Raw genomic sequence first — 19,728 nt, 5'->3', positions numbered from 1 at the left:
TGCTATACCAACCTCATAAAGGTTACTCGGAAGAAGTTAAACGTGAACGTCTCAAAATGTATGTCAATGGTCGGGTTTTCGAGCAATTGAGAGGATTAAAGGAGTACATCACACCAGCATTATAAATTGGGTCAAGCAAGTAGGAGAATTGCTTCCTGATGCTTACGAACCCGACACAATTCCCCGGGTGGGAGAACTTGATGAACTAGAAACGTTTGTTGGTAAAAAAAATAATATTTGGTTATGGACAGCCGTAAATCACTTTCACCCAGGGATTTTAGGATGGGTATTGGGAACTCATAGTGCTACAACTTTTCGGCCACGATGGGAGCTAGTTGGCAATTGGAAATGTTACTTTTATATCACAGATGGATGGCCAGTTTACCCCAGATTTATTCCAGATGGAGACCAAATTATCTGTAAAACTTACATGACCAGAGTAGAGGGCGAGAATACGCGACTACGACATTACGCAAGCCAGACTTCATCGCAAGACACTGTGCTATTCTAAGTCGGGAGAAATGCTCAAACATTCAATCAGGTTAGTAATTCATTATCTTAAGTTTTGGGATGTTCCGGTTCCCTATCCATCGTATCCTTTCAATCGCGCTCAAACGAGGCAAATCGGGTAGCCAAAACATCCCTTGACCGCACTTATCATACCTCAATTCAGCAACGCCGGAAAAAGGCGTTGCTGATTTACGGTATGATATCATGTCCGATCGATTAACCATAATATCCCGGTCGGGGTGGGTTTTTGAGATTGTCAATTATTGACAGGTATTGTTGGTGAACCCACCCTACAAAAATCGCGATCGCTCGACGGGACCTGATATTATATCTTAATTCAGCAAGGTCGATTATTTAATAATGTGGCGCGTGATGATACAATCATTTTTGCTATTCATGCTAACTCTGTATGAGGAGTTTCATCCCTCATACAGAGTTATCAATCTCTTTCAATTGCGATTCTAGCTAAGACTACTTTTTCACCTCATTATTATTACCTTCCCCAACGATCGATCGCATTCCTTCTAGCGTAGCGGGAATGCTGCGCGGGTCCATAAACATCACCTTGCTGCTGTCGCTGGTGCCTATTTTTAGACCCATATCCAGATAGTTTTGAGCTAACAAAAATTGTAAAGCTTCGCGGGCAGCGGGGTCATTTTGCAGAGTTTTGCCGATAATTTGCAAGGCCTCAGAAGTAGCTTGAGCTTTCAAAACCTGACTTTGGCGTTCTGCTTGAGCTTTCAGGACGATCGCCTTTTGTTGAGCTTCCGCTTCCAAAATAGTCGCTTTTTGGCGCGCTTCTGCATCCAGAACTTGCGCTTCAGCTTTACCTTTGGCGCTGTTAACTGCTGACTCGCGTTCTCCCTCGGAAGTCAGAATTGCCGCCCGCTTGCGTCGATCGGCTGCCATCTGCAATTCCATCGATTCCTGTACAGTTTTAGAAGGGACAATATCGCGCAGTTCTACCCGCGTCACTTTCACTCCCCAAGGATCTGTAACAAGATCTAAATCTCTGAGCAAGATTTCATTAATTTGAGAACGAGCAGTAAAGGTTTGTTCGAGATCCAGTTGACCCATTTCGGCGCGAATTTGAGTCAGCACCATATTTACCATTGCTGACTGGAGATTTTCTACTTTGTAACAGGCTTTTTCCAAGTCTACAATGCGCCAGTAAACCACAGCATCAACGGTAATGGAAACGTTATCGCGGGTAATACAAGCTTGTGGGGGAACATCTAAGACTTTTTCCCGAATGGTTTGCTCGTAGACGACGCGATCGAGAAACGGCTTGACAAAATTCAAACCGGGTTCCAGTCTCCTGCCGCTGTATTTACCTAAAGTTTCCACCAGCGCTTCATTTCCCTGATTGATAATCTTGACGGAACCTGCGAGGGCTGAGCCACCGAGTGCTAAAAATACAAGTAAAAAAAATTGTTCCACGGTCGCCTCCTATAAATGTTGACTGTTGACTGTTGACTGTTGACTGTTAAATGTTGACCAATGACTAATGACTGATGACTAATGACTAATGACTAATGACTGATGACTAACTACTAATTACCTGTGATTAATTACGCATTTTGTTTAAGAATGCAAGAAATTTTCTGGCAAAACTATCAGAGTAGTGCCTTTCCGTCCGACGACAATTACGTTTTGGTTGGGGGGGATAGTGGCCTTCGTGTCTTCACAGCGAGCTTGCCAAGAATTCCCCTCATAAATGACTCGACCGGCTTCTCCGGGGGGAATTTCTGTTAAAGTTTTTGCTTCCTGAGAATCTGCGATCGCCCTTGCCGTGCCTTTTGGTATCAACCGCCGAGACAGCAGCACAAAAACTGTCGAAAATACCATCCAGAGGAATATTTGTAAATTAACGTAAGGTAGAACTAGAGAGCATCCAGCTACGGCGAAGGCGCTCAGTCCCATCATAAAAGCGACAAAAGCAGTCGGGAGAAATAGCTCTGCCAAACACAGCAAAGACCCAGCTAGCAGCCAAAGTAGCGTCGGAGTCAAGATCATAAAAAGAATAGGTGATACTATTTAGATCTTAGATTGGAAATTTAAGATTTAAGAAATGCAAACAACTGACTCTGCAAGGGTTTGCCACTTGCAAGCCCTCAGAGCGATTTTTCGTGCAGCGGTAGCAGGTTGAGGCTTCCATCGTACTCCCAGTCAGAGTTTAGTAACTTAAATTACAATTTAAGCCAGTCCAGACTGGCAGAAACTACAATTTCTAGGGGCCCAAAGGCAGTTAAGAAATTGATAGGGGCTAAAATCAGTTTATTCTCAAGCTCATGAATTTGAGCTTGCGAATCATATATCTTCAGAATGTTTTTACACAAACTATTTCGATATGATCAGCAGTTTCTCCGAACCCCTTTATTGCCCAAATCTTAGCTGTCCCGATCCACGCAATACCTTTGGCCGCCAGCACTGTGCAGCGTGCGAAACGGATTTAATTTATCGCTATGTGTGGGTGGTGGGACAAGCAGCCGAGGAAGTGCCGACGGGTAAGGTAATAGCCGATCGATACTTTGTCATTGCACCCCAAATCTGGCTCGACAGCCGTCCTGCTGTGCCTCCCAGCGTCCCGGAACAACTGCCGGATACGATTATGCCTTACCTGCATTTGTATCCCCAACGGCTGCATACGCCGGAAGTATACGGTTTTTGTTCCCTGGGGGAAGCACCGGAAGCGGCAGAGGTGCTGTTGTTGGAAAATGTGCCCATCAATAATTTCGGTAGCCCGTATCCTTCTATTTTAGAATCTTGGTCTGGGACAAGCGCCGCGCGCCAAGTTTACTGGCTGTGGCAAATGCTCCAACTGTGGGGGCCGCTGTCGGAACAAGGAGTCGCTTCGAGTTTGCTGGTACCGCAAAATTTGCGGGTGGAAGGTTGGCGGGTACGCCTGCTGGAACTGCACCGGGGAAATTTTGTACCGACTCTGCGGGATTTGGGAGATGTGTGGTCAGGTTTGGTGGAATCCGCGCAACCCGAGGTGCAGTCGAGAATCGGAGAGATTTGTCAGTTTATGCGCCGTAGCAGCATGAATTTCGACGCGATCGCCCTGGAACTAAACGATTTACTATTAGAACAAGCCGCTCAATTGCCTCTGCACTTAGATGTAGTCGGCATGACTGATACCGGGCCGCAGCGCTCCCAAAATGAAGACAGTTGCTATCCGATTGCTGCTGATTTTCAATCCAGCAAAACTTCTGGGGGCGAGAAACTAATTCCTTACTTGACAATGGTTTGCGACGGGGTTGGAGGCCACGAAGGAGGAGAAGTTGCCAGTCAATTAGCCGTGCAGTCCCTGAAAGCTTTAATCCAAAATTTGCTCGCAGAAATCGCTCAACAAGAAGAGTTGATGACCCCAACAATGGTCATCAAGCAACTCGAAGAAATAGTGAGAGTTGTGAATAACGTGATTTCCGCTCAAAATAACGAGCAGGGAAAAGAGTTGCGCCAGCGGATGGGGACGACTTTGGTGATGGCCCTCCAGTTGCCTCAAAAAGTGAAAATTTCCGAGGATTTGCCCTCGAATAACAGTCACGAACTTTATTTAGTGAATGTTGGAGACAGCCGCGCTTATTGGATTGGCAAAAATTACTGTCAGCGACTGACTGTGGACGACGACGTAGCGTCAAGGGAAGTCCAGCTAGGACACTGTTTATACTGGGAAACTCAACTGCGAGCCGATGCAGGAGCTCTGACTCAAGCTTTGGGCACGCGGGACGCCGAGTTCCTGCGCCCGACGATTCAGCGATTTATTATCGAAGAGGAAGGCTTACTGCTGCTGTGTTCCGACGGTTTGAGCGACAACGACTGGGTAGAGCAATCTTGGGAGAATTACGGCCCAGAGGTGCTCGATGGCAAAATGTCTTTGGAAACCGCAGTTCAGTCTTGGATTCGTCTCGCCAACGAGAAAAACGGTTATGACAACACCTCGGTGGTGGTGACTCACTGTCGGATGTCGCCGGAGAGATTGGTACTGTTTGATCCGGCGGTGGCGTCAGCGCCAGTGTCAGCCTCGGTGTCGCGGCCGCCTTCCCTCCCGGCATCCCTCCAGAAGTCCGGGAGGATTCCAGAATCTCAGCTTTCAGAATCGTCCAAACAGTTGTTGTACCCCGAAACTTCCCCCGCCCCGGAACCAGTTCAAAAACGGCAGTCCAAGCTTCCGCTGCCCCTACTGGGGGTGTTGGCGCTGATATTAGGCGGCGGCGGTTTAGGTTTGTGGGTGCAAAGCCTCCAAAGCCCCCAGCCAGAGCCCGCACCACTTTCGCCACCGCCGGAAACTCTTGCCCCAAGTCCTTCGGAGAGTCCCTCGCCCGGGGCCGAGAGTCCCTCGCCGTCGCCCGAATCGACTCCCGGGGAATCGACTCCTGGGGAAATTCCGCCGGCCGATAGCGAGAATCTCTCGCCGTCGCCCGAATCGACTCCTGGGGAAATTCCGCCGACCGATAGCGAGAATCTCTCGCCGTCGCCCGAATCGACTCCTGCGGAAATTCCGCCGCCCGAAGAAGCGGAAACTCCTTTGCCATCACCGGAGTAAGAGAGATTGAATTAAGCAGAACCTTTCCTAAAAGTAATATGGGATGCGGGAAACGATCGCGTCTTCAGACCCCAGAGGGAACCGACGCGGGGAACTTCAGTCCCCGTGTTCTTTCTTTCCGGCCAACTGCCCTTGTGGTAAATCTTCTAGGCCTTTGAGCTTACAAAACAATACTTCGAGAGTTGAGGTCTCTACTATCCAAATTCGGGAAAACTTTCCCAATGTAAATGGAATGCTTTCTGGTAGAGGTCGTTGATCTTCTCTTCCAACATTGGCCTGTGAGTTTTTTTTGCGTGGCCGCTGTTGGTTTTTCGGCTAGCACCCATGTTTACTTACTGAGATTTTGCCCCATTGTCAATAAGCCTTTTATGAACGGGCTCTCCGGCCCGTCCCACAAGAAAATCTACTCTTTGTGGAACAGGCATCTTGCCTGTTCTTGAGAATGGTGCAAAATGTGAGCTTACCTACACAATCGCTCAATTACTCGTCAATTCTATCGTTTTATAATACCCAATCCGGGGAACGTTACCCCCTGATGATGACCCTGCCGAAACTTCACTCGCTTGTGTGCTTTCAAAAAACAGAACCTTTGAGGTAAATTTTGAAGAAAAATTGTCACCAACTTCAATAAATACAGCTCGCTTGAGAGTTGGTAAACAAGTGAATATTGTCGATCGCTTCGGTGTCTCTCCCGCGATCGTATAGCTCCTTTTGGGATCGGTGGTCATAAATTAGAGATAATTAACCCGGATTTGGTATTACATAATTATCTGGCGGGCTTGTGAAAACTCTTTGACACTTTATTGATAATGATCATGGCCTTAGTTGGTCGAGTCCAAGCTTTCCCCTTTTTTGATTATCATTATTAGTTAATTATTCCTACGCTTAGAAGTATTGACAAAATCTACTCATTTCTCACTTGTTACCAATGACTTGACATCAGGTATGTTATATAAATCACAGTGGGAGCATCTTAATGAAAGCAGCCCAGCTAGAAATTAGAGTTTTGAGGCAGAAGGAAAAAGGCAGAAGGCAGGAGCGCGAAAAAGTGTTTTTACAAATATGAGATGCTCCCATCACAGTTAATGATTTTGTATCATAGTCCGCTTGCAGAAACAAGATGGCTAAAAAGTCAGCTCTTATTCCAAAAAGTAGTTAAAAATACTTAAAAATCTCCATGTAGCTAACAATTAGCGATTAGGAACTAACAACATAAGCTTTTTTTATATTGACGGCGCACAATTTATTAACTATAATTACCCGGTCAAAAATAACAAAAATCTTACGCCTAACAGTTTTTCTCAAATAACCGTTAAACTATTCTAACGTTTGCGCGTAGCCAACCTCGCAGGCACAACCTATATCTGTTAAGGATTCGTCCTGATTCACAGGAGCAAGATTTTAAAATATGCATCTCAGCGAACTGACTCACCCAAACCAATTACACGGCCTCTCGATTCATCAACTCGAACAAATTGCCCGACAAATTCGAGAAAAGCATTTAGAAACTGTAGCCGCTAGCGGCGGCCACCTCGGCCCAGGATTGGGTGTAGTCGAACTGACCTTAGCACTCTACCAAACACTTGACCTCGATCGCGACAAAGTTACTTGGGATGTCGGCCACCAAGCTTATCCTCACAAATTGATAACCGGCCGCTACAACCAATTCCACACCCTACGCCAAAAAGACGGCGTTGCAGGCTATCTCAAGCGCTGCGAGAGCAAATTCGACCACTTCGGCGCAGGCCACGCTTCCACAAGCATTTCCGCAGCACTAGGAATGGCAATGGCGCGCGACCTCAAGGGGGAAAACTTTAAAACTGTAGCAGTCATCGGCGACGGCGCATTGACTGGCGGCATGGCACTCGAAGCCATCAACCACGCGGGCCATATGCCGAAAACTAATTTGTTAGTTGTGCTCAACGACAACGAGATGTCCATCTCGCCCAACGTCGGCGCAATTACCCGCTATTTGAACAAGATGCGATTGTCGCCACCAGTGCAGTTTCTCAAAGATAACTTAGAGGAACAATTCAAACACATTCCCTTTGTCGGCGAAACTTTTACTCCAGAAATGGAACGCCTCAAAGAAGGGATGAAACGCTTGGCCGTCTCGAAAGTTGGAGCAGTAATTGAAGAATTGGGCTTTACTTACATGGGCCCGGTAGATGGACACAATTTGGAAGAGTTAATTACCACTTTCAAACAAGCTCATACTATCCAAGGGCCGGTGCTAGTTCACGTTGTGACGGTGAAGGGCAAAGGATATGCGATCGCCGAAAAAGACCAAGTAGGATATCACGCCCAAAATCCCTTTAACTTAACCACCGGCAAAGGCATTCCCTCCACTAAACCAAAGCCTCCAGCTTACTCGAAAGTCTTTGCCCACGCCCTGGTCAAGCTAGCCGAAGATAATCCCAAAATTGTCGGAATTACCGCTGCAATGGCAACCGGAACAGGTCTGGATAAACTTCATGAAAAACTGCCTAAACAGTACATTGATGTCGGGATTGCCGAACAGCACGCCGTGACTTTATCCGCTGGTTTAGCCTGCGAAGGAATGCGCCCGGTTGTAGCAATTTACTCGACATTTGTGCAGCGGGGATACGACCAAATAATTCACGATGTCTGCATCCAAAATTTGCCAGTTTTCTTCTGTTTGGATCGCGCGGGCATTGTCGGTGCTGACGGCCCCACTCACCAAGGAATGTACGACATTTCCTTCTTGCGGTGTCTGCCAAATATGACAATTATGGCGCCAAAAGATGAGGCAGAATTGCAGCGGATGATAGTCACAGGCATCAACCACACCAGCGGCCCGATCACCATGCGTTACCCGCGCGGCAACGGTTATGGGGTGCCTCTGATGGAAGAAGGTTGGGAAGAAGTGCCGATCGGCAAAGCCGAAATTCTCCGCAACGGCGACGATTTGCTGATATTAGGTTACGGTTCAATGGTTTATCCGGCGATGCAAACCGCCGAGATTCTGAGCGAACACGGCATTGAAGCAACTGTGATCAATGCGCGTTTTGTCAAGCCTTTGGACACCGAATTAATCTTGCCTTTAGCGCAGCGAATCGGCAAAGTTGTCACAATGGAAGAAGGCTGTTTGATGGGAGGCTTTGGTTCAGCAGTAGCCGAAGCTTTGCTCGACAATAATGTTGTTGTTCCAGTGATGCGGTTGGGTGTACCCGATACATTGGTAGATCATGCAACGCCTGAACAATCATTTGCAAGTTTAGGATTAAATCCGTCGCAAATGTGCGATCGCATCTTAGCAACATTCAGCCGCAAACAGTCTCCTGTTAGCGTGTAAATAGCTAGAATGGTAGGGTGCGCCTAGCGCACCTTATCCTTCGATCTCCGAGCAGCATGATTGAAGGAAGACTTGAGGATAAGGGAGAAAAAACAATGACTAACGTGAAACCAAATCGTACCGGAAATTTTAATCGGTCGCCAGTAGCTGAAAACTCGGCGCTTAGTAGTTGATATGTCTGCGGGTGTTTTGACATTGGAAGCGAGTTAAAAGCAAAATGAATTTAAAAAGTTTTGACATAGTAATAGTAGGAGCCGGCCCCGCAGGCGGACACTGCGCGAGAATCCTAGCCAAATCCGGCCACAAAGTCTTGCTGGCAGAGCAAAACGACAATTTTAATAAAAATGACTTTTCCAGCGCCGCTACACCTCTAGAAACCCTCTATAAATTCGATTTACCTGAATCCGTTATCGGCAGTTTTTGGCACAAACTTACTATTCAAACTAGCAAAGTCAGTCAAACTTGGGAGTCTCCCGAAAGCATGGGAGTTGTGCTCAACTTTGCTAAATTTAGAGCATTTTTGGCCAGCGAAGTTGAGCGATTTGGCGGTGAAGTTTGGCTTGGTTATCGCTACACCGGACATTCACAAAGCACGGGCGAAACAACAGTCGAATTTAAACAGTTATCCGACGGTAAACTTATCAAAGTTAGCACTAAAGTATTGGTTGATGCTACTGGCTTTGCTAGGGCGATTATGTACGAAAAAGAGAAGGATAAGCCAGATTTTTTGTCGGGAACCGGAATCGAATATTTAATTGAAGTAGAGCCAGAAATTTACAATAAACACAGCGGCGATTTAATCTTATTTGTGGGCGATAAATGGATGCCTAAAGGTTATTCTTGGATATTTCCAATGGAACCAAACAGGCTGAAAGTTGGTGCTGCGCGAATTTTTTTAGAGCAGAAAACGCTTAGGCATTTGTCACCGCTGAAAAAATATATTGATTTATTGATTGATGAATATCTGAAGTCTAAAAATTATAAAATTCTTGACAAACACGGTTCCATGCTGAAGTACAGTCGTGGTTTGAAGGATATTTATTGCAAGGATAATATAATTGCGATCGGCGATAGTGTTTCGACAGTAAATTTTTTGGGTGGCGAAGGAATTAGACACGGGATGGATGGTGCCCAAATCGCGGGGAAATATATTCAAAGCTATTTGGAGGGAAAAATCTCAGATTTTCAGGATTATGAAAGGGAAATGCACCGCAAGTTTGATCAGAAATGGAATATTTCGGAAAGGTTGGCGGTGAGAAAGTATATCGATGATGTTAATGATCAACTGACAGATAAAATGATTTCTTATTTAAAGTATATGAAAACTGAAGATGTTATGGAGATTTTATTTCATTATAAATTTGAGAAAATATCCCGAGGGTTAGGCGGTTATTTGCAGAGAAAAATCAAGGAATTGATTAATAAATTTCACTTGTAAGGTACGTCCCTTGAGAGATTTTTAATTGAGGGAAAAATCTCGCTAATTGACGCACCTTACTAAGCTAATTTTAAGGCATTTTCGGCGGTGACTTGAATGCGCGGCAGCAACAATAAAGAATCGTCAAAACTGCTAAAATTCAATGTATATGATACACCAAAAGTATATCCACTCGCTCCAATTAAATGCGCTACAATTGGATCGACATCCCCGTAAGGATAGGCAAAACATTTAACGGGTTTCTCTAATCCCCGTTCCAAGATAGCACGGGATTTGGCAGCCTCCCGCACAATTTCTGTGGGCGACAATGCAGTCAAAGGTTGATGAGTAGCAGACATAGAACCGAATTCAATCCCTGCATCCCGCAGTTGCAAAATTTCCGGCCATCCCATTAACGGCACTTCTTCAACTTCGGCTTTTTCCCAACTATTTGTCTTTCCTATTGACTCCGCTACCAGAAAAACAGTTGCTGTAAAATCAAAGCGTTTTAGCAGAGGCCAAGCATATTGGAAAAAATCGAGATAGCCGCCGTCAAATGTCATCAATACAGCTTTACCGGGTAAAGGAGTTTTAGTCTGTTTCGCGCTTCGCCAATTTTCCCAACTCGCACTGTAATAACCATGATCTTTGAGATTGTGTAACTGTTGTTCAAAAATCTGGGGCGTAACTGCGTCTAAACCGTCAGGAGAAATGCGGCCGTAGGAGAGAATCGGGAGTTTTTGTGTAACGCTATGATTGTCAAAAACTTGAGGTTTCACCGAGTGAGAAACTTCCCGATAAGAAGATTTTGAGCAAATGATTTCCGGTGCGTAAAATACTTGCTTTGGAAACTCGTTTTCTGGGGGAATTTGCCTTGTCGGTTCCCCAACGTAAAATACTTGCTTTGGAAACTCGTTTTCTGGGGGAATTTGCCTTGTCGGTTCCCCAGCGATTGCCGCCGCTGACTCGATTTCCTGCAGCGCCGCCGCCGGGAGTGAGGCGCGACGGCTGACACTCGTCCCGATCGCACCCGATCGCCTGCCGAACATCACCGCATTTTGGGGATAAATGCCCCCAGCACCCGGTGCATTCCAGCAGTCGGGCAAATTAGACCTTTGTTGAGCACAAGAGGCTAAGCGCGATCGTAGCCATTGCTTGCCGTTGAGTGGTTTTCCCAGCAAAGCTTCTCGCACGGCGGCGACGCACAACTCAAAACCCATATTTCGAGTAATTGTCGATCGCAATTTTTGAGCTGAAACAAAATTATTTTCCACCGCAACAGTGACAATACCGACAGCAACGCCGCCTACTTTCACCAGCACGTCTATTTCCGAAAGCTCAACTTTTATATTAGCAAATTCCTCGCTAATTTCTAAGACTATCAAATTTTTTTCGAGGGTAATTGTTGAGACTTCCTCAGCTATTTCAGGATTGTAGAAATCCTCCAAATGCCAATGCGGACGCCCCCATAATTCTTGCAGAAATAGCGTCCAGTCATGTTTAGGGTGCAATGGTTCCAGCAAAGTTTCCCACAATTTATTGCCTTTTTCGCAGCGATTGCGTTGAAAGAAGCGATCGAGAATTTGCCAAGCAAACTGGGCTGCCACCGCATCCGCCAAAACCGCCGCCGCAACCATGCAGTCGCAAATCGGCAATTCAATAATACCGAGTTTAATTCCTTCTAGTTGGATCGTACAGGACAGGCGATCGCATATTTGCCAAGCGTAAATATCTGAAATTGGTTCCGTCACTTCCACCGTAACTTTCCAGGCCATTTCCTCCTTGACTCGCTGAATTTTATCTAAAATATATCTGATTTCATTGCGAGTAAAAATTTTATGATATTTGTGAACGTTACTACTTTTGACATCTCTCTCAATTCCTTTGTGCCAAGGTAGATTTAAACTGAGGTTCGCTGCTTTTTCTTGATAGTTAACGAGCATTGTGTCGTCATATTCAATGCCCATAAAATTACAAATTTTTCCTAGAATTTGTGTTTTGTTATCTAAAAGATCCTCATATTTAACTAATATATGATTCAATTTATTAATATATTTGTGGCTAGTTAACATCGCGTGTTCCCAGCGATCGATACAGTGGTTTAAATCCCAACCAGCGCCCCACAATTCGTTAAAATTCCTAGTAGCCTCATACATAGAAGCTATTGTATCCATACCGTTTCGCAAAATATGTATGAATTTCGCATCCGGCAAAAAGCGCTGTATGTCATCAATAAAATATATGTGTTCCGGCGTTTTTTCCAACCAAATGCTTTTTTTTTGTTCAGCCGCCAAACCATCCAAAACTCTCACAAACCAACTAGCTTTAGCTTCCACAGTTTGGCTGTCATCAAAATCTTTCAAAAGTTCAGGACGTTTAATCTCATCCTTAAAAAAAGCTTCCATTCTACCTGGCAACTTTCCCGCAAACTGATCGTACAGCAAATAGTGAAAAAACTTAGATTCCGGAAAAGAAATAACTTCGGGATGAGCCGCTAATAAGCTTTGAAGAATTGTTGTGCCACTGCGAGGCGCTCCTACGAGAAATATGCGTTTCATAACATTTTGCAATTATAAATAACGGTAGATTTTGAGGTGGGTTGGGTTTCGTTCTCGGAACCCAACCTGCCAATTCTAACTCCAAGTAAAATCCTGTTTTAACAAATCCGAAAGTTCTTGATTGTAAGGTTTGAAATAATCTGTCAATTGTTGTTCGATTGCTGCTGGTATTTTGCTGTACTCCTCGATCGTATTCATCTCATATTCTTTAGTTACGATCGTACTAATACCCAAGAAATCTAACACTTCCGAAAAAACTTTGTCGGCATTTGCCTCAAAATCTTCGCTCTTGAGAATTAGCAACTGTTCCCTCGGAAAATAATCGAGCCAATTTCTGATTTGTTCGACATAAATTCCTCGCGACAAATAAGAATAATGCTGGTGGTTGAAACTGTAATAATCTTTATCGGCTTTTATCTTTTCAATTTCACCTTTTAGGCGATCGGGCTCGGAAGCGATCGCCTTTTCAAAATCCAGCTTCTCGCAGCCGATCGCCACTTCTAAATGATAGTTCAGCCAAGCTCGTTTGACAGGGTTTCGCAGCATTACAATCAGCTTAACATCCGGGAAACACTTGTAAACCCGCTCTGCCACCAACGGATGATAAATATAGTAACCAGTCATCTCCCACAGCAACACCTTGTCACCTGTTACACTGCGAGTCAACTGCTTGCTGTACCAATCAACACCCCGCTCAAAATTTAAATCAAAAAACTGGATTCTCCTCGCACCTTCTTTAATAATTTGCAAGTGATTTTCTAAATAACCACACAAAGCCTCACTGCCGCACTTTTGAGCACCAATAATTAAAAAGTCAGGTTCCTGCTTATTTTTTAACTGAGTGGAAATCTTGGCATAGGCGGGATTATCCTTATTCAAGGCGTGAACTTTTTCGGTGGCTTCTGGTAAATCCGCCACCTGCATTTTGCCATCGAATTCCCAGCGGTAGGGCGGACAAAGAATCGTTTTTTGGTTTACAGTCGATCGCACGTACAGCGGATAAGTGTGCCAATGATAATCATAGGCGTAAGCCAAACTCTTCTCGTAAACCCCAGCATTCACGTAATACTGACCGTTGCCTAAATCCAGCCTGTCTACGTGCAGGCGGATTGTGCCTTTACCTTCCGCCAGCGGCAGCAATCTGCCCATTTGATTAGTATTAGTCTCCAAACAACTTTGACCGTCTTCCCGGCTGATTGTCACGCCAAAAATAGCCGCAGAAATTGGCTTCGGTACAGAATAATGAATTTCCACAGTAATAGGATCACCACTGTTTATCTCATCATCCGGCAACACTTTAACATCCGTAATTTCTACTTCCAAAGAACCGAAGCGATTGTCATTAATTCGCAGTTGCGAACCCATACTCGTCACTTCAGGAGGACGCATGGGAGTGCGTTTTTCCGTTGCTGGGCGCATTTCCGACAAATACTGACCGACTACCACTTCTGGTTCCCCGTAAGCCACGATTTCACCTGATTTCAGCCACAAAGCCCGATCGCACAGTTTATGAATTTGCGCCGCGTTGTGAGAAATCAAAACAATCGCACATCCTTGATTCTTAAACTCCGTTATTCTGTTCAAACATTTATTTTGAAAAGCCACATCACCAACCGACAAATGTTCATCAACTAACAGCACTTCTGGATCGGTGTGTACCGCCACTGAAAAAGCCAGCCGCATTTGCATCCCGGTACTGTAAGTCCGCATCGGGCTATCAATAAACTGTTGCAATTCCGCAAATTCCACAATATCATCAAACCGGCGGGCCGCTTCCCGACGAGTCAAACCGGCCACCACCGCACCCACAAACACATTTTCTCTGCCCGTTAAATCCGAGTGAAAACCCGCACCCAAATCCAACAAACCGCCAATTCTGCCATTAACTTCAATAGTTCCTTCTTGAGCGTAGCCGATACCGCCAACAAGTTGCAGCAGCGTCGATTTTCCCGCGCCATTCTTGCCGAGAATTCCCAGCATTTCCCCAGGAGAAACAGTGAAATTGATATCCCGCAGTGCCCAAAAACGCGCCTGCGGTTTCATCTGCCGAAAACCCGCCAAAGCTGCCTGCATAATCGTATAAGGTCGATCGGCAGAGTAGCGGTTGAAACGTTTCCCCAAACCTTTGACAACAATAGCTTGACGCATTTACAATTCCTCCACAAAAGTATTGCTTTGCCGTCTAAAAATTCCCAGTCCGATCGGCAAAAGAGCAGCCACAACCAAGCTAACAATTAACAGCGCCAGCCAATCCGGCTGCGTACCCTTGAGCAGTATGGCGCGGTAAGCTCCAAGCAGTGGCACCATTGGATTCAACTGATATAAAGGCTGAAATTGTTTCGGGACGCTGCTGAGGTCGTAGAAAATCGGAGTCAGGTAAAACAGCATCTGCAAAACTACGCCCAAAGTGTGCTGAGTATCGCGAAAAGTGACATTCAAAGCGGCGAGGGGATAAGCCAAGCTGACTGTCAAAATAAACTGAATAACCATCAGCAGTGGCAACACAAACAGCACTGAACTCGGCTGAACGCCATCAATTGCCAGAAAGATAATTAACACCGGCAAAGCTAACAGAAAGTGAATTAACCCCGTCATCGTCGTGACTACCGGCAAAATTGCGGTGGGGAAATTTGGCTGTCTGATTAGCGCTTTATTGCTGGTAATTAATCCCGTTGCTTGAAATAATGCGGTTTGAGACCAACTCCAGATTAACAAACCGCTGAAAGCAAAGGAAGAAAATTTCGGAACGTTAATCGGTACAACAGAGCGAAACACAAAGGAAAATACAGCTAACTGCAACAGCGGATTGATTAAAGTCCAAGCAATCCCCAAAGCCGATCGCTTGTAAAGTAATTTCATATCGCGATCGACCAACACGCGCAGCAAATCGAAGAAATGAGCAATTTTGCGCCTGTCAATCAGTTTTGGAACACTTCTCATCGCACACCTCCGGCAACCTCCTGCGGTTCAGACTGTAGCTGCTCTTCCGGCTCAATCTCAGCTAACTGCTGCGCCTGCAACTGTGCTTTTCTGTAAGCAAAAGGACTGTCGAGAGCTCCTAGCAACTCGCTGACTACCAACTTGCGCGGCAGGAAACCCGGAGCCCCCAAGCGGCGCACCAGCCACCAACCCAGCCATTGAAACATAGCAAATTTCAAAATTTCCCAGCGCGGCACAGTGCCGTTGCGATCACACGTCAGCAAATAAGCCCCAAAACCGCGCCCGTTATCCTGCAACTGCTTGCTCAAAGCCTTGTCGCTGCGCCGATGCAAGTGCCACACAAAAGCTCTCGGCTCATAAAAAGTCGAGTATCCCTTAGCCAAAATCCGATGAAACATCTCAATATCCCCACCACCGCGAGTCGCAGTCCCCACATCGAGAGCAACGTCAAAATTGCCCACAGCCTCGAAAACTTGCCGCCGGAAAGCCATATTCGCCCCCACGCCGTATTTGCTCGCCCACAGCAACTCCCGCGTCGAGAGCTTGCTACCATCAAATTTCAAACTGTGGAGGTATTGCAGCATTCCTGCGTAGCAGAGTTCAAATTGAATTTGAGCCTCTGTTTCTAGTTCCGCCGGCGCGACTAAACCGCTAACTGCCATAATTTTCGGGTCAGCAAAAGCCGAAGCGATCCCCTGCAGCCAACCTCGATCGGGCCGCATATCATCGTCAGTAAAAGCAATAATCTGGTGGCTGGCTTCGGCGATCGCGCGATTGCGAGCCCAGTTCAATCCTGGCCGTTCTTCCCTAACGTAGCGTACAGGTAATCGCGCGACCAATTCAGCGGTGCGGCTATTGGAAGGAGCATTGTCTATAACGATAATTTCGCGCTCGGGGTAGTCGAGAGCCAGCAGTGATTCCAGAGCACCTTTGAGCAAATCCGTGCGATCGCGCGTGCAGATGACAACGCTAATTGACGGCAGGTGGCGATCCGCCACTGCTTCAGAAACAACGCCGAACTGTTCTCCTAAAGTCGATCGCACCAACTCTTTGCCTAACTGATCCACAATTGTTTGTCGCACTCGAGCGGCCGAAATTGTTTGCTCCCAGGGATTGTTACTAACAGAAGCCCAGCCCAGAGGCCGTCCCCGGTAGCGAACTAAAATGCGAACTGCTTCGTATTGTTCGAGTTGCCGAATCGGATTAATCTGTTCGGTAAACTCAATTTCCATCACTTTTATTGCCATAACTTGCTCCTGAAAATTTTGCAGCGGGAACTCGATAGAAAAGTTTTGAGTTTTGACTTTTAAGTTGGTGGTTGCCGTTTCCCAATTTCCCAACTTTTGAGGTTTGAGTTTTTGGTTTAGATTTCCCGACTTAACTAGAGCCGCACGAAAAAACAATATCTGGTAGGGGCCCCTTTAGCTAACGATCGGGAGATCTAAGCGAGAAGATGAATGCACTCACCCCTCCGACCCATGTAATGTTTATTTGCACCTATCTAATTAGTTATTAATTGCTAACTCGTAACTTTCAAAAGCAACTAAAGGCTTTTCTTCGATCGTTTCACCCGTGCGGGGCATACCGTTAACCGCCATCGCCCGAGCTAGGGGTTCAGCAAAGTGAAGCGCCAGAATCGATCGCAAGTGAGCGCCCCGCAGCGGTTCCGCACCCGCTTGCGGAACAATGTGACCGACTGTCAGTTGGTCGTAATACAGGTAAACCCCAGCCGGTCGTTCCGCGTCTAGCAGGCTTTCTGCTGCTTCCCAACCTTGCTGCAAATCGATGTTAATTTCATGTCCGCCCAAATCCGCGCGGGCCGGGCCTTCTTGGACAAAATTAGAAATTGCCGATCGAGTTTTCAACTCATCCATCACGCCCCGCAAGTACCAGTAATCCAGTAGTTTAGTCCGCAGCCACCGCCAAGTACCGCGCATCCCCACAGCTTCTACCAAATCTAGCGACCGTCTCAGTCCCACAGCCAGCAAATCTAGAGCGGCCGGCCAGTAAAAAACCAGGGCGACCAAAATCCGATCTGCCAAAAAATAAGGAGTTTCGTAATCCCCTACGTGCAGAGTCGGCTTGAGTTCCGGGTGTCGCTGGCCGATTAAAACATACGCTCGCCCTTCCTGGCGAGCTCTGCGAAAAGAGCGATCGAGATTGTTAGTTTCATGTTCGTAATGATACCCAACAGCATCTTCCGCCACAGCAAAAGATACCCCAGCTTTCAGCAAACGTATCCCAAACTCGTAATCTTCCCCGCCGCAGTTCCCGAAAGCCGAATCGAAGCCATCAAGACGGGCAAACAGTTCAGCATCCAAAGAAAGGTTGCCGCTGAGCAGATCTTGATAGGTGAATCGGTGAGCTGGTTGCCTCATCTGATAAAATTTGTCTTCCCACCACGATCGCACTTCCACGTCAAAAAACCTAGTTGCTCCTTGCATCTTAGGCGGATAAGGGCCCATGACAGCACAGCCCGGACGCTCTCGGTGAGTGCGAACGTGGCTTTCTACCAAAGGCGGCAGCGCTTCTATATCGTCGTCGAGAAACAGTAGCAATTGCCCGGTAGCCGAAGCCGCTCCCGTATTGCGGGCGATTGAAGCGCTTCCACAATTTACCTCGATCGTTTGCAGTTTAAACGGAGCTTTGTAGTCTTGCAGTATTGCCAAAGTATCATCTATGCAACTATCTGCGACCACAATAACTTCGATGAGGTCGATCGGATAAGTCTGCGAGTGCAGTGCATCAAGCGCCCGCCGCAGTGAATAACTTCGGTTGTGGCTAGGAATAATGACGCTGACAGTAGGATTTTCCCTGTTCATTTTGTTAATGGGTAATGGGTAATGGGTAATGGGTAATTTTAGATTTTAGATTTGAGAATTGATTAGTAACTTTAATCTAAAATCTCTAATCAGCAATCGGCTTTTCGTTAATTGAATCGGTAATTGGTAATTGCGAATTGGGCGAAGCAAAGCAAAGAAATGGGGGATTGTAGGTTACAACATGAATTATTACTTCATCTCGATGCCTTCTTGCTTCATCTCTATCTTCATCTCGATGCCTTCTTGCTTCATCTTTCCATCCGTTAGTTCCGTTACAGAATTCGTTGCCGAACTTGCTTCTTGCTTCTTGATTCTTGCTTTTTGATTCTTCCTTGAAACAAAATAAGCCATCGGGCCGCTAATGCAGCCTCGTAATTCAGCCAAAAGCAAATCACGAGGAACAGAACCCGCTTGCTTTCGCAAGGAAGCAATTAGTTCAGGAATTTGTTTGTACCACAGCCACGACCAAGCTAACAGAGGCACACTAAATTCTCTGTTGACCACAAATATCCGCGTCCAGAAAGCATAGACTCCGAGTCCGTAGCATTTGAGCAAGTTGCGCAGTTCTTCCCAGGTGCGCCGGTGGCGGTGCCAACTCACAGCCCTCGGTTCGTAGACGATGCGGTAGCCAGCGCGCAAAATGCGGGAAAACTGTTCGCAGTCTGAACCGCACTTAGCCGGTGTGCCCACGCCCAAAGCTTCGTCAAACAGCCCGATGCTGTCAACGATCGAACTTTTTCGCAAAGCCATACTCCCGGAAACGCCCACAGGATATACAACCAGCGGATTGCAGTGCGCCCCGTCCAAAACTCGGCGCTCGAAGCCCCGCCCGTAGGGGCTGTAGCGCTCAAACCATTCTTGCGCTTCCGTTTCCAGTTCAAGGGGCATCAGTAGCCCCGTGACACATATAACTCGCGGATCGCTGAAATTTCGCAACAGCGATCGCAGCCAGTTTGGATCGGGGGCAGCATCGTCATCTGTAAACGCTACGAATTCGTGTTTAGCTTCGCGTAAAGCTCGGTTGCGGGCGGCGCTCTCGCCCGCTACATCTTCGCGCACATAGCGGACTTTTGGGTAATTTTTGACCAATTCACTGCTGGCTTCCGTGGCGGGACAATTGTCAATTACCAGGTATTCCTGACCCTCATCTGGCAGCAGCATCAGCGCGTCTAGACAGCGCCGCAAATCTTCCGGTCGATCGCGCGTGCAAACTGCTACTGTGGCGAGCGGCAATGCCTCCACTAGCCCCCGCTCATCCCATTCTAGAGTGTCGTAGAGCCAGTTTTTCCACAAGTTGTCACCAGCAGCATTCATCAGTGTTTCCCGTAATTCGTCACCGCCAAGGCGGCCTCCGACTACGGGCAAAAGAGCTTGACCGATCGGTTTTCCGTGCAGTCGAATTAAAATCAAGGCTTTGCTGTAACGCTCCTCAACCGTAATTTCTGGCGGGAGTTTGGACATTTCCAGGTCAAGAATAGCTGTTGCCATTTTAGATTTTAGATTTTAGATTGCGAAAAAATCCTAGATACTCCCTATATTCTTCGATGTATTTTAGCAGAAATTGTTTTAGGGGATAGCAACTTCTCAATGCCATACTTGCCGATTGCCGATCGCGA

General features: G+C 46.5%; 11 protein-coding genes and 1 pseudogene. 4 read left to right on the top strand and 8 right to left on the bottom strand.

The genetic code is table 11. The features are described from left to right. Window positions 1-2 precede the first annotated feature (2 nt). Window positions 3-632: pseudogene (locus D0A37_RS01160) on the top strand (IS1 family transposase); the annotation flags it as partial. A 349-nt stretch (window positions 633-981) separates the two neighbouring features. Here the strand turns inward: D0A37_RS01160 and D0A37_RS01155 are convergent. Both D0A37_RS01155 and D0A37_RS01150 read right to left on the bottom strand, forming a co-directional pair. Further along, window positions 982-1,950: an SPFH domain-containing protein gene (locus tag D0A37_RS01155; protein ID WP_242720214.1), complete on the bottom strand. Its 969-nt coding sequence runs from the start codon at window positions 1,948-1,950 to the stop codon at window positions 982-984. Between the two features lie 144 nt (window positions 1,951-2,094). Further along, window positions 2,095-2,526: an NfeD family protein gene (locus D0A37_RS01150; RefSeq protein ID WP_242720212.1), complete on the bottom strand. Its 432-nt coding sequence runs from the start codon at window positions 2,524-2,526 to the stop codon at window positions 2,095-2,097. A gap of 334 nt (window positions 2,527-2,860) precedes the next feature. Here D0A37_RS01150 and D0A37_RS01145 point away from each other — a divergent pair, with 334 nt between their 5' ends. From D0A37_RS01145 to D0A37_RS01135, 3 genes are all read left to right on the top strand, one after another. After that, on the top strand, window positions 2,861-5,059 hold the full coding sequence (locus D0A37_RS01145; protein ID WP_242720210.1) for a protein phosphatase 2C domain-containing protein: 2,199 nt from the start codon (window positions 2,861-2,863) through the stop codon (window positions 5,057-5,059). A gap of 1,408 nt (window positions 5,060-6,467) precedes the next feature. Continuing rightward, on the top strand, window positions 6,468-8,375 hold the full coding sequence (dxs, locus tag D0A37_RS01140; RefSeq protein WP_242720208.1) for a 1-deoxy-D-xylulose-5-phosphate synthase: 1,908 nt from the start codon (window positions 6,468-6,470) through the stop codon (window positions 8,373-8,375). Window positions 8,376-8,592: 217 nt separating this feature from the next. After that, window positions 8,593-9,813 (top strand): NAD(P)/FAD-dependent oxidoreductase, encoded by a 1,221-nt coding sequence (locus D0A37_RS01135; RefSeq protein WP_242720206.1) that lies wholly within the window; start codon window positions 8,593-8,595, stop codon window positions 9,811-9,813. Between the two features lie 59 nt (window positions 9,814-9,872). On the opposite strand, the gene D0A37_RS01130 is transcribed toward D0A37_RS01135, so the two are convergent. From D0A37_RS01130 to D0A37_RS01105, 6 genes are all read right to left on the bottom strand, one after another. Then, window positions 9,873-12,350, bottom strand: a complete 2,478-nt coding sequence (locus tag D0A37_RS01130; protein WP_242720204.1) for a sulfotransferase — start codon at window positions 12,348-12,350, stop codon at window positions 9,873-9,875. Between the two features lie 75 nt (window positions 12,351-12,425). After that, window positions 12,426-14,498 carry a Wzt carbohydrate-binding domain-containing protein gene (locus D0A37_RS01125; protein ID WP_242720201.1) on the bottom strand — a complete coding sequence of 691 codons (2,073 nt, stop codon included), beginning with the start codon at window positions 14,496-14,498 and terminating at the stop codon, window positions 12,426-12,428. Then, window positions 14,499-15,290: an ABC transporter permease gene (locus D0A37_RS01120; RefSeq protein WP_242720199.1), complete on the bottom strand. Its 792-nt coding sequence runs from the start codon at window positions 15,288-15,290 to the stop codon at window positions 14,499-14,501. Continuing rightward, complete coding sequence (locus D0A37_RS01115) at window positions 15,287-16,630, bottom strand: glycosyltransferase family 2 protein (RefSeq protein WP_242720197.1); 1,344 nt, start codon at window positions 16,628-16,630, stop codon at window positions 15,287-15,289. Before D0A37_RS01115 ends, D0A37_RS01120 begins: the two co-directional genes overlap by 4 nt. A 165-nt stretch (window positions 16,631-16,795) precedes the next feature. Further along, entirely contained in the window at window positions 16,796-18,112 is a 1,317-nt protein-coding gene (locus D0A37_RS01110) for a glycosyltransferase family 2 protein (RefSeq protein ID WP_242720195.1), read from the bottom strand. 189 nt (window positions 18,113-18,301) lie between these two features. Further along, window positions 18,302-19,600 (bottom strand): glycosyltransferase family 2 protein, encoded by a 1,299-nt coding sequence (locus D0A37_RS01105; RefSeq protein ID WP_242720193.1) that lies wholly within the window; start codon window positions 19,598-19,600, stop codon window positions 18,302-18,304. Window positions 19,601-19,728: the final 128 nt, after the last annotated feature.

The organism is Microcoleus vaginatus HSN003, from assembly GCF_022701255.1.
Taxonomy (GTDB): Bacteria; Cyanobacteriota; Cyanobacteriia; order Cyanobacteriales; family Microcoleaceae; genus Microcoleus; species Microcoleus vaginatus_B.
Note: the sequence above shows the minus strand (reverse complement) of the source record. Positions and strands in the feature narration are given on the sequence as shown.

Coding starts and splice junctions, on each gene's coding strand:
- D0A37_RS01150 (WP_242720212.1), bottom strand. CDS start 2,526: ATGATCTTGACTCCGACGCTACTTTGGCTGCTAGCTGGGTCTTTGCTG.
- D0A37_RS01145 (WP_242720210.1), top strand. CDS start 2,861: ATGATCAGCAGTTTCTCCGAACCCCTTTATTGCCCAAATCTTAGCTGT.
- dxs (WP_242720208.1), top strand. CDS start 6,468: ATGCATCTCAGCGAACTGACTCACCCAAACCAATTACACGGCCTCTCG.
- D0A37_RS01135 (WP_242720206.1), top strand. CDS start 8,593: ATGAATTTAAAAAGTTTTGACATAGTAATAGTAGGAGCCGGCCCCGCA.
- D0A37_RS01130 (WP_242720204.1), bottom strand. CDS start 12,350: ATGAAACGCATATTTCTCGTAGGAGCGCCTCGCAGTGGCACAACAATT.
- D0A37_RS01125 (WP_242720201.1), bottom strand. CDS start 14,498: ATGCGTCAAGCTATTGTTGTCAAAGGTTTGGGGAAACGTTTCAACCGC.
- D0A37_RS01120 (WP_242720199.1), bottom strand. CDS start 15,290: ATGAGAAGTGTTCCAAAACTGATTGACAGGCGCAAAATTGCTCATTTC.
- D0A37_RS01110 (WP_242720195.1), bottom strand. CDS start 18,112: ATGAACAGGGAAAATCCTACTGTCAGCGTCATTATTCCTAGCCACAAC.
- D0A37_RS01105 (WP_242720193.1), bottom strand. CDS start 19,600: ATGGCAACAGCTATTCTTGACCTGGAAATGTCCAAACTCCCGCCAGAA.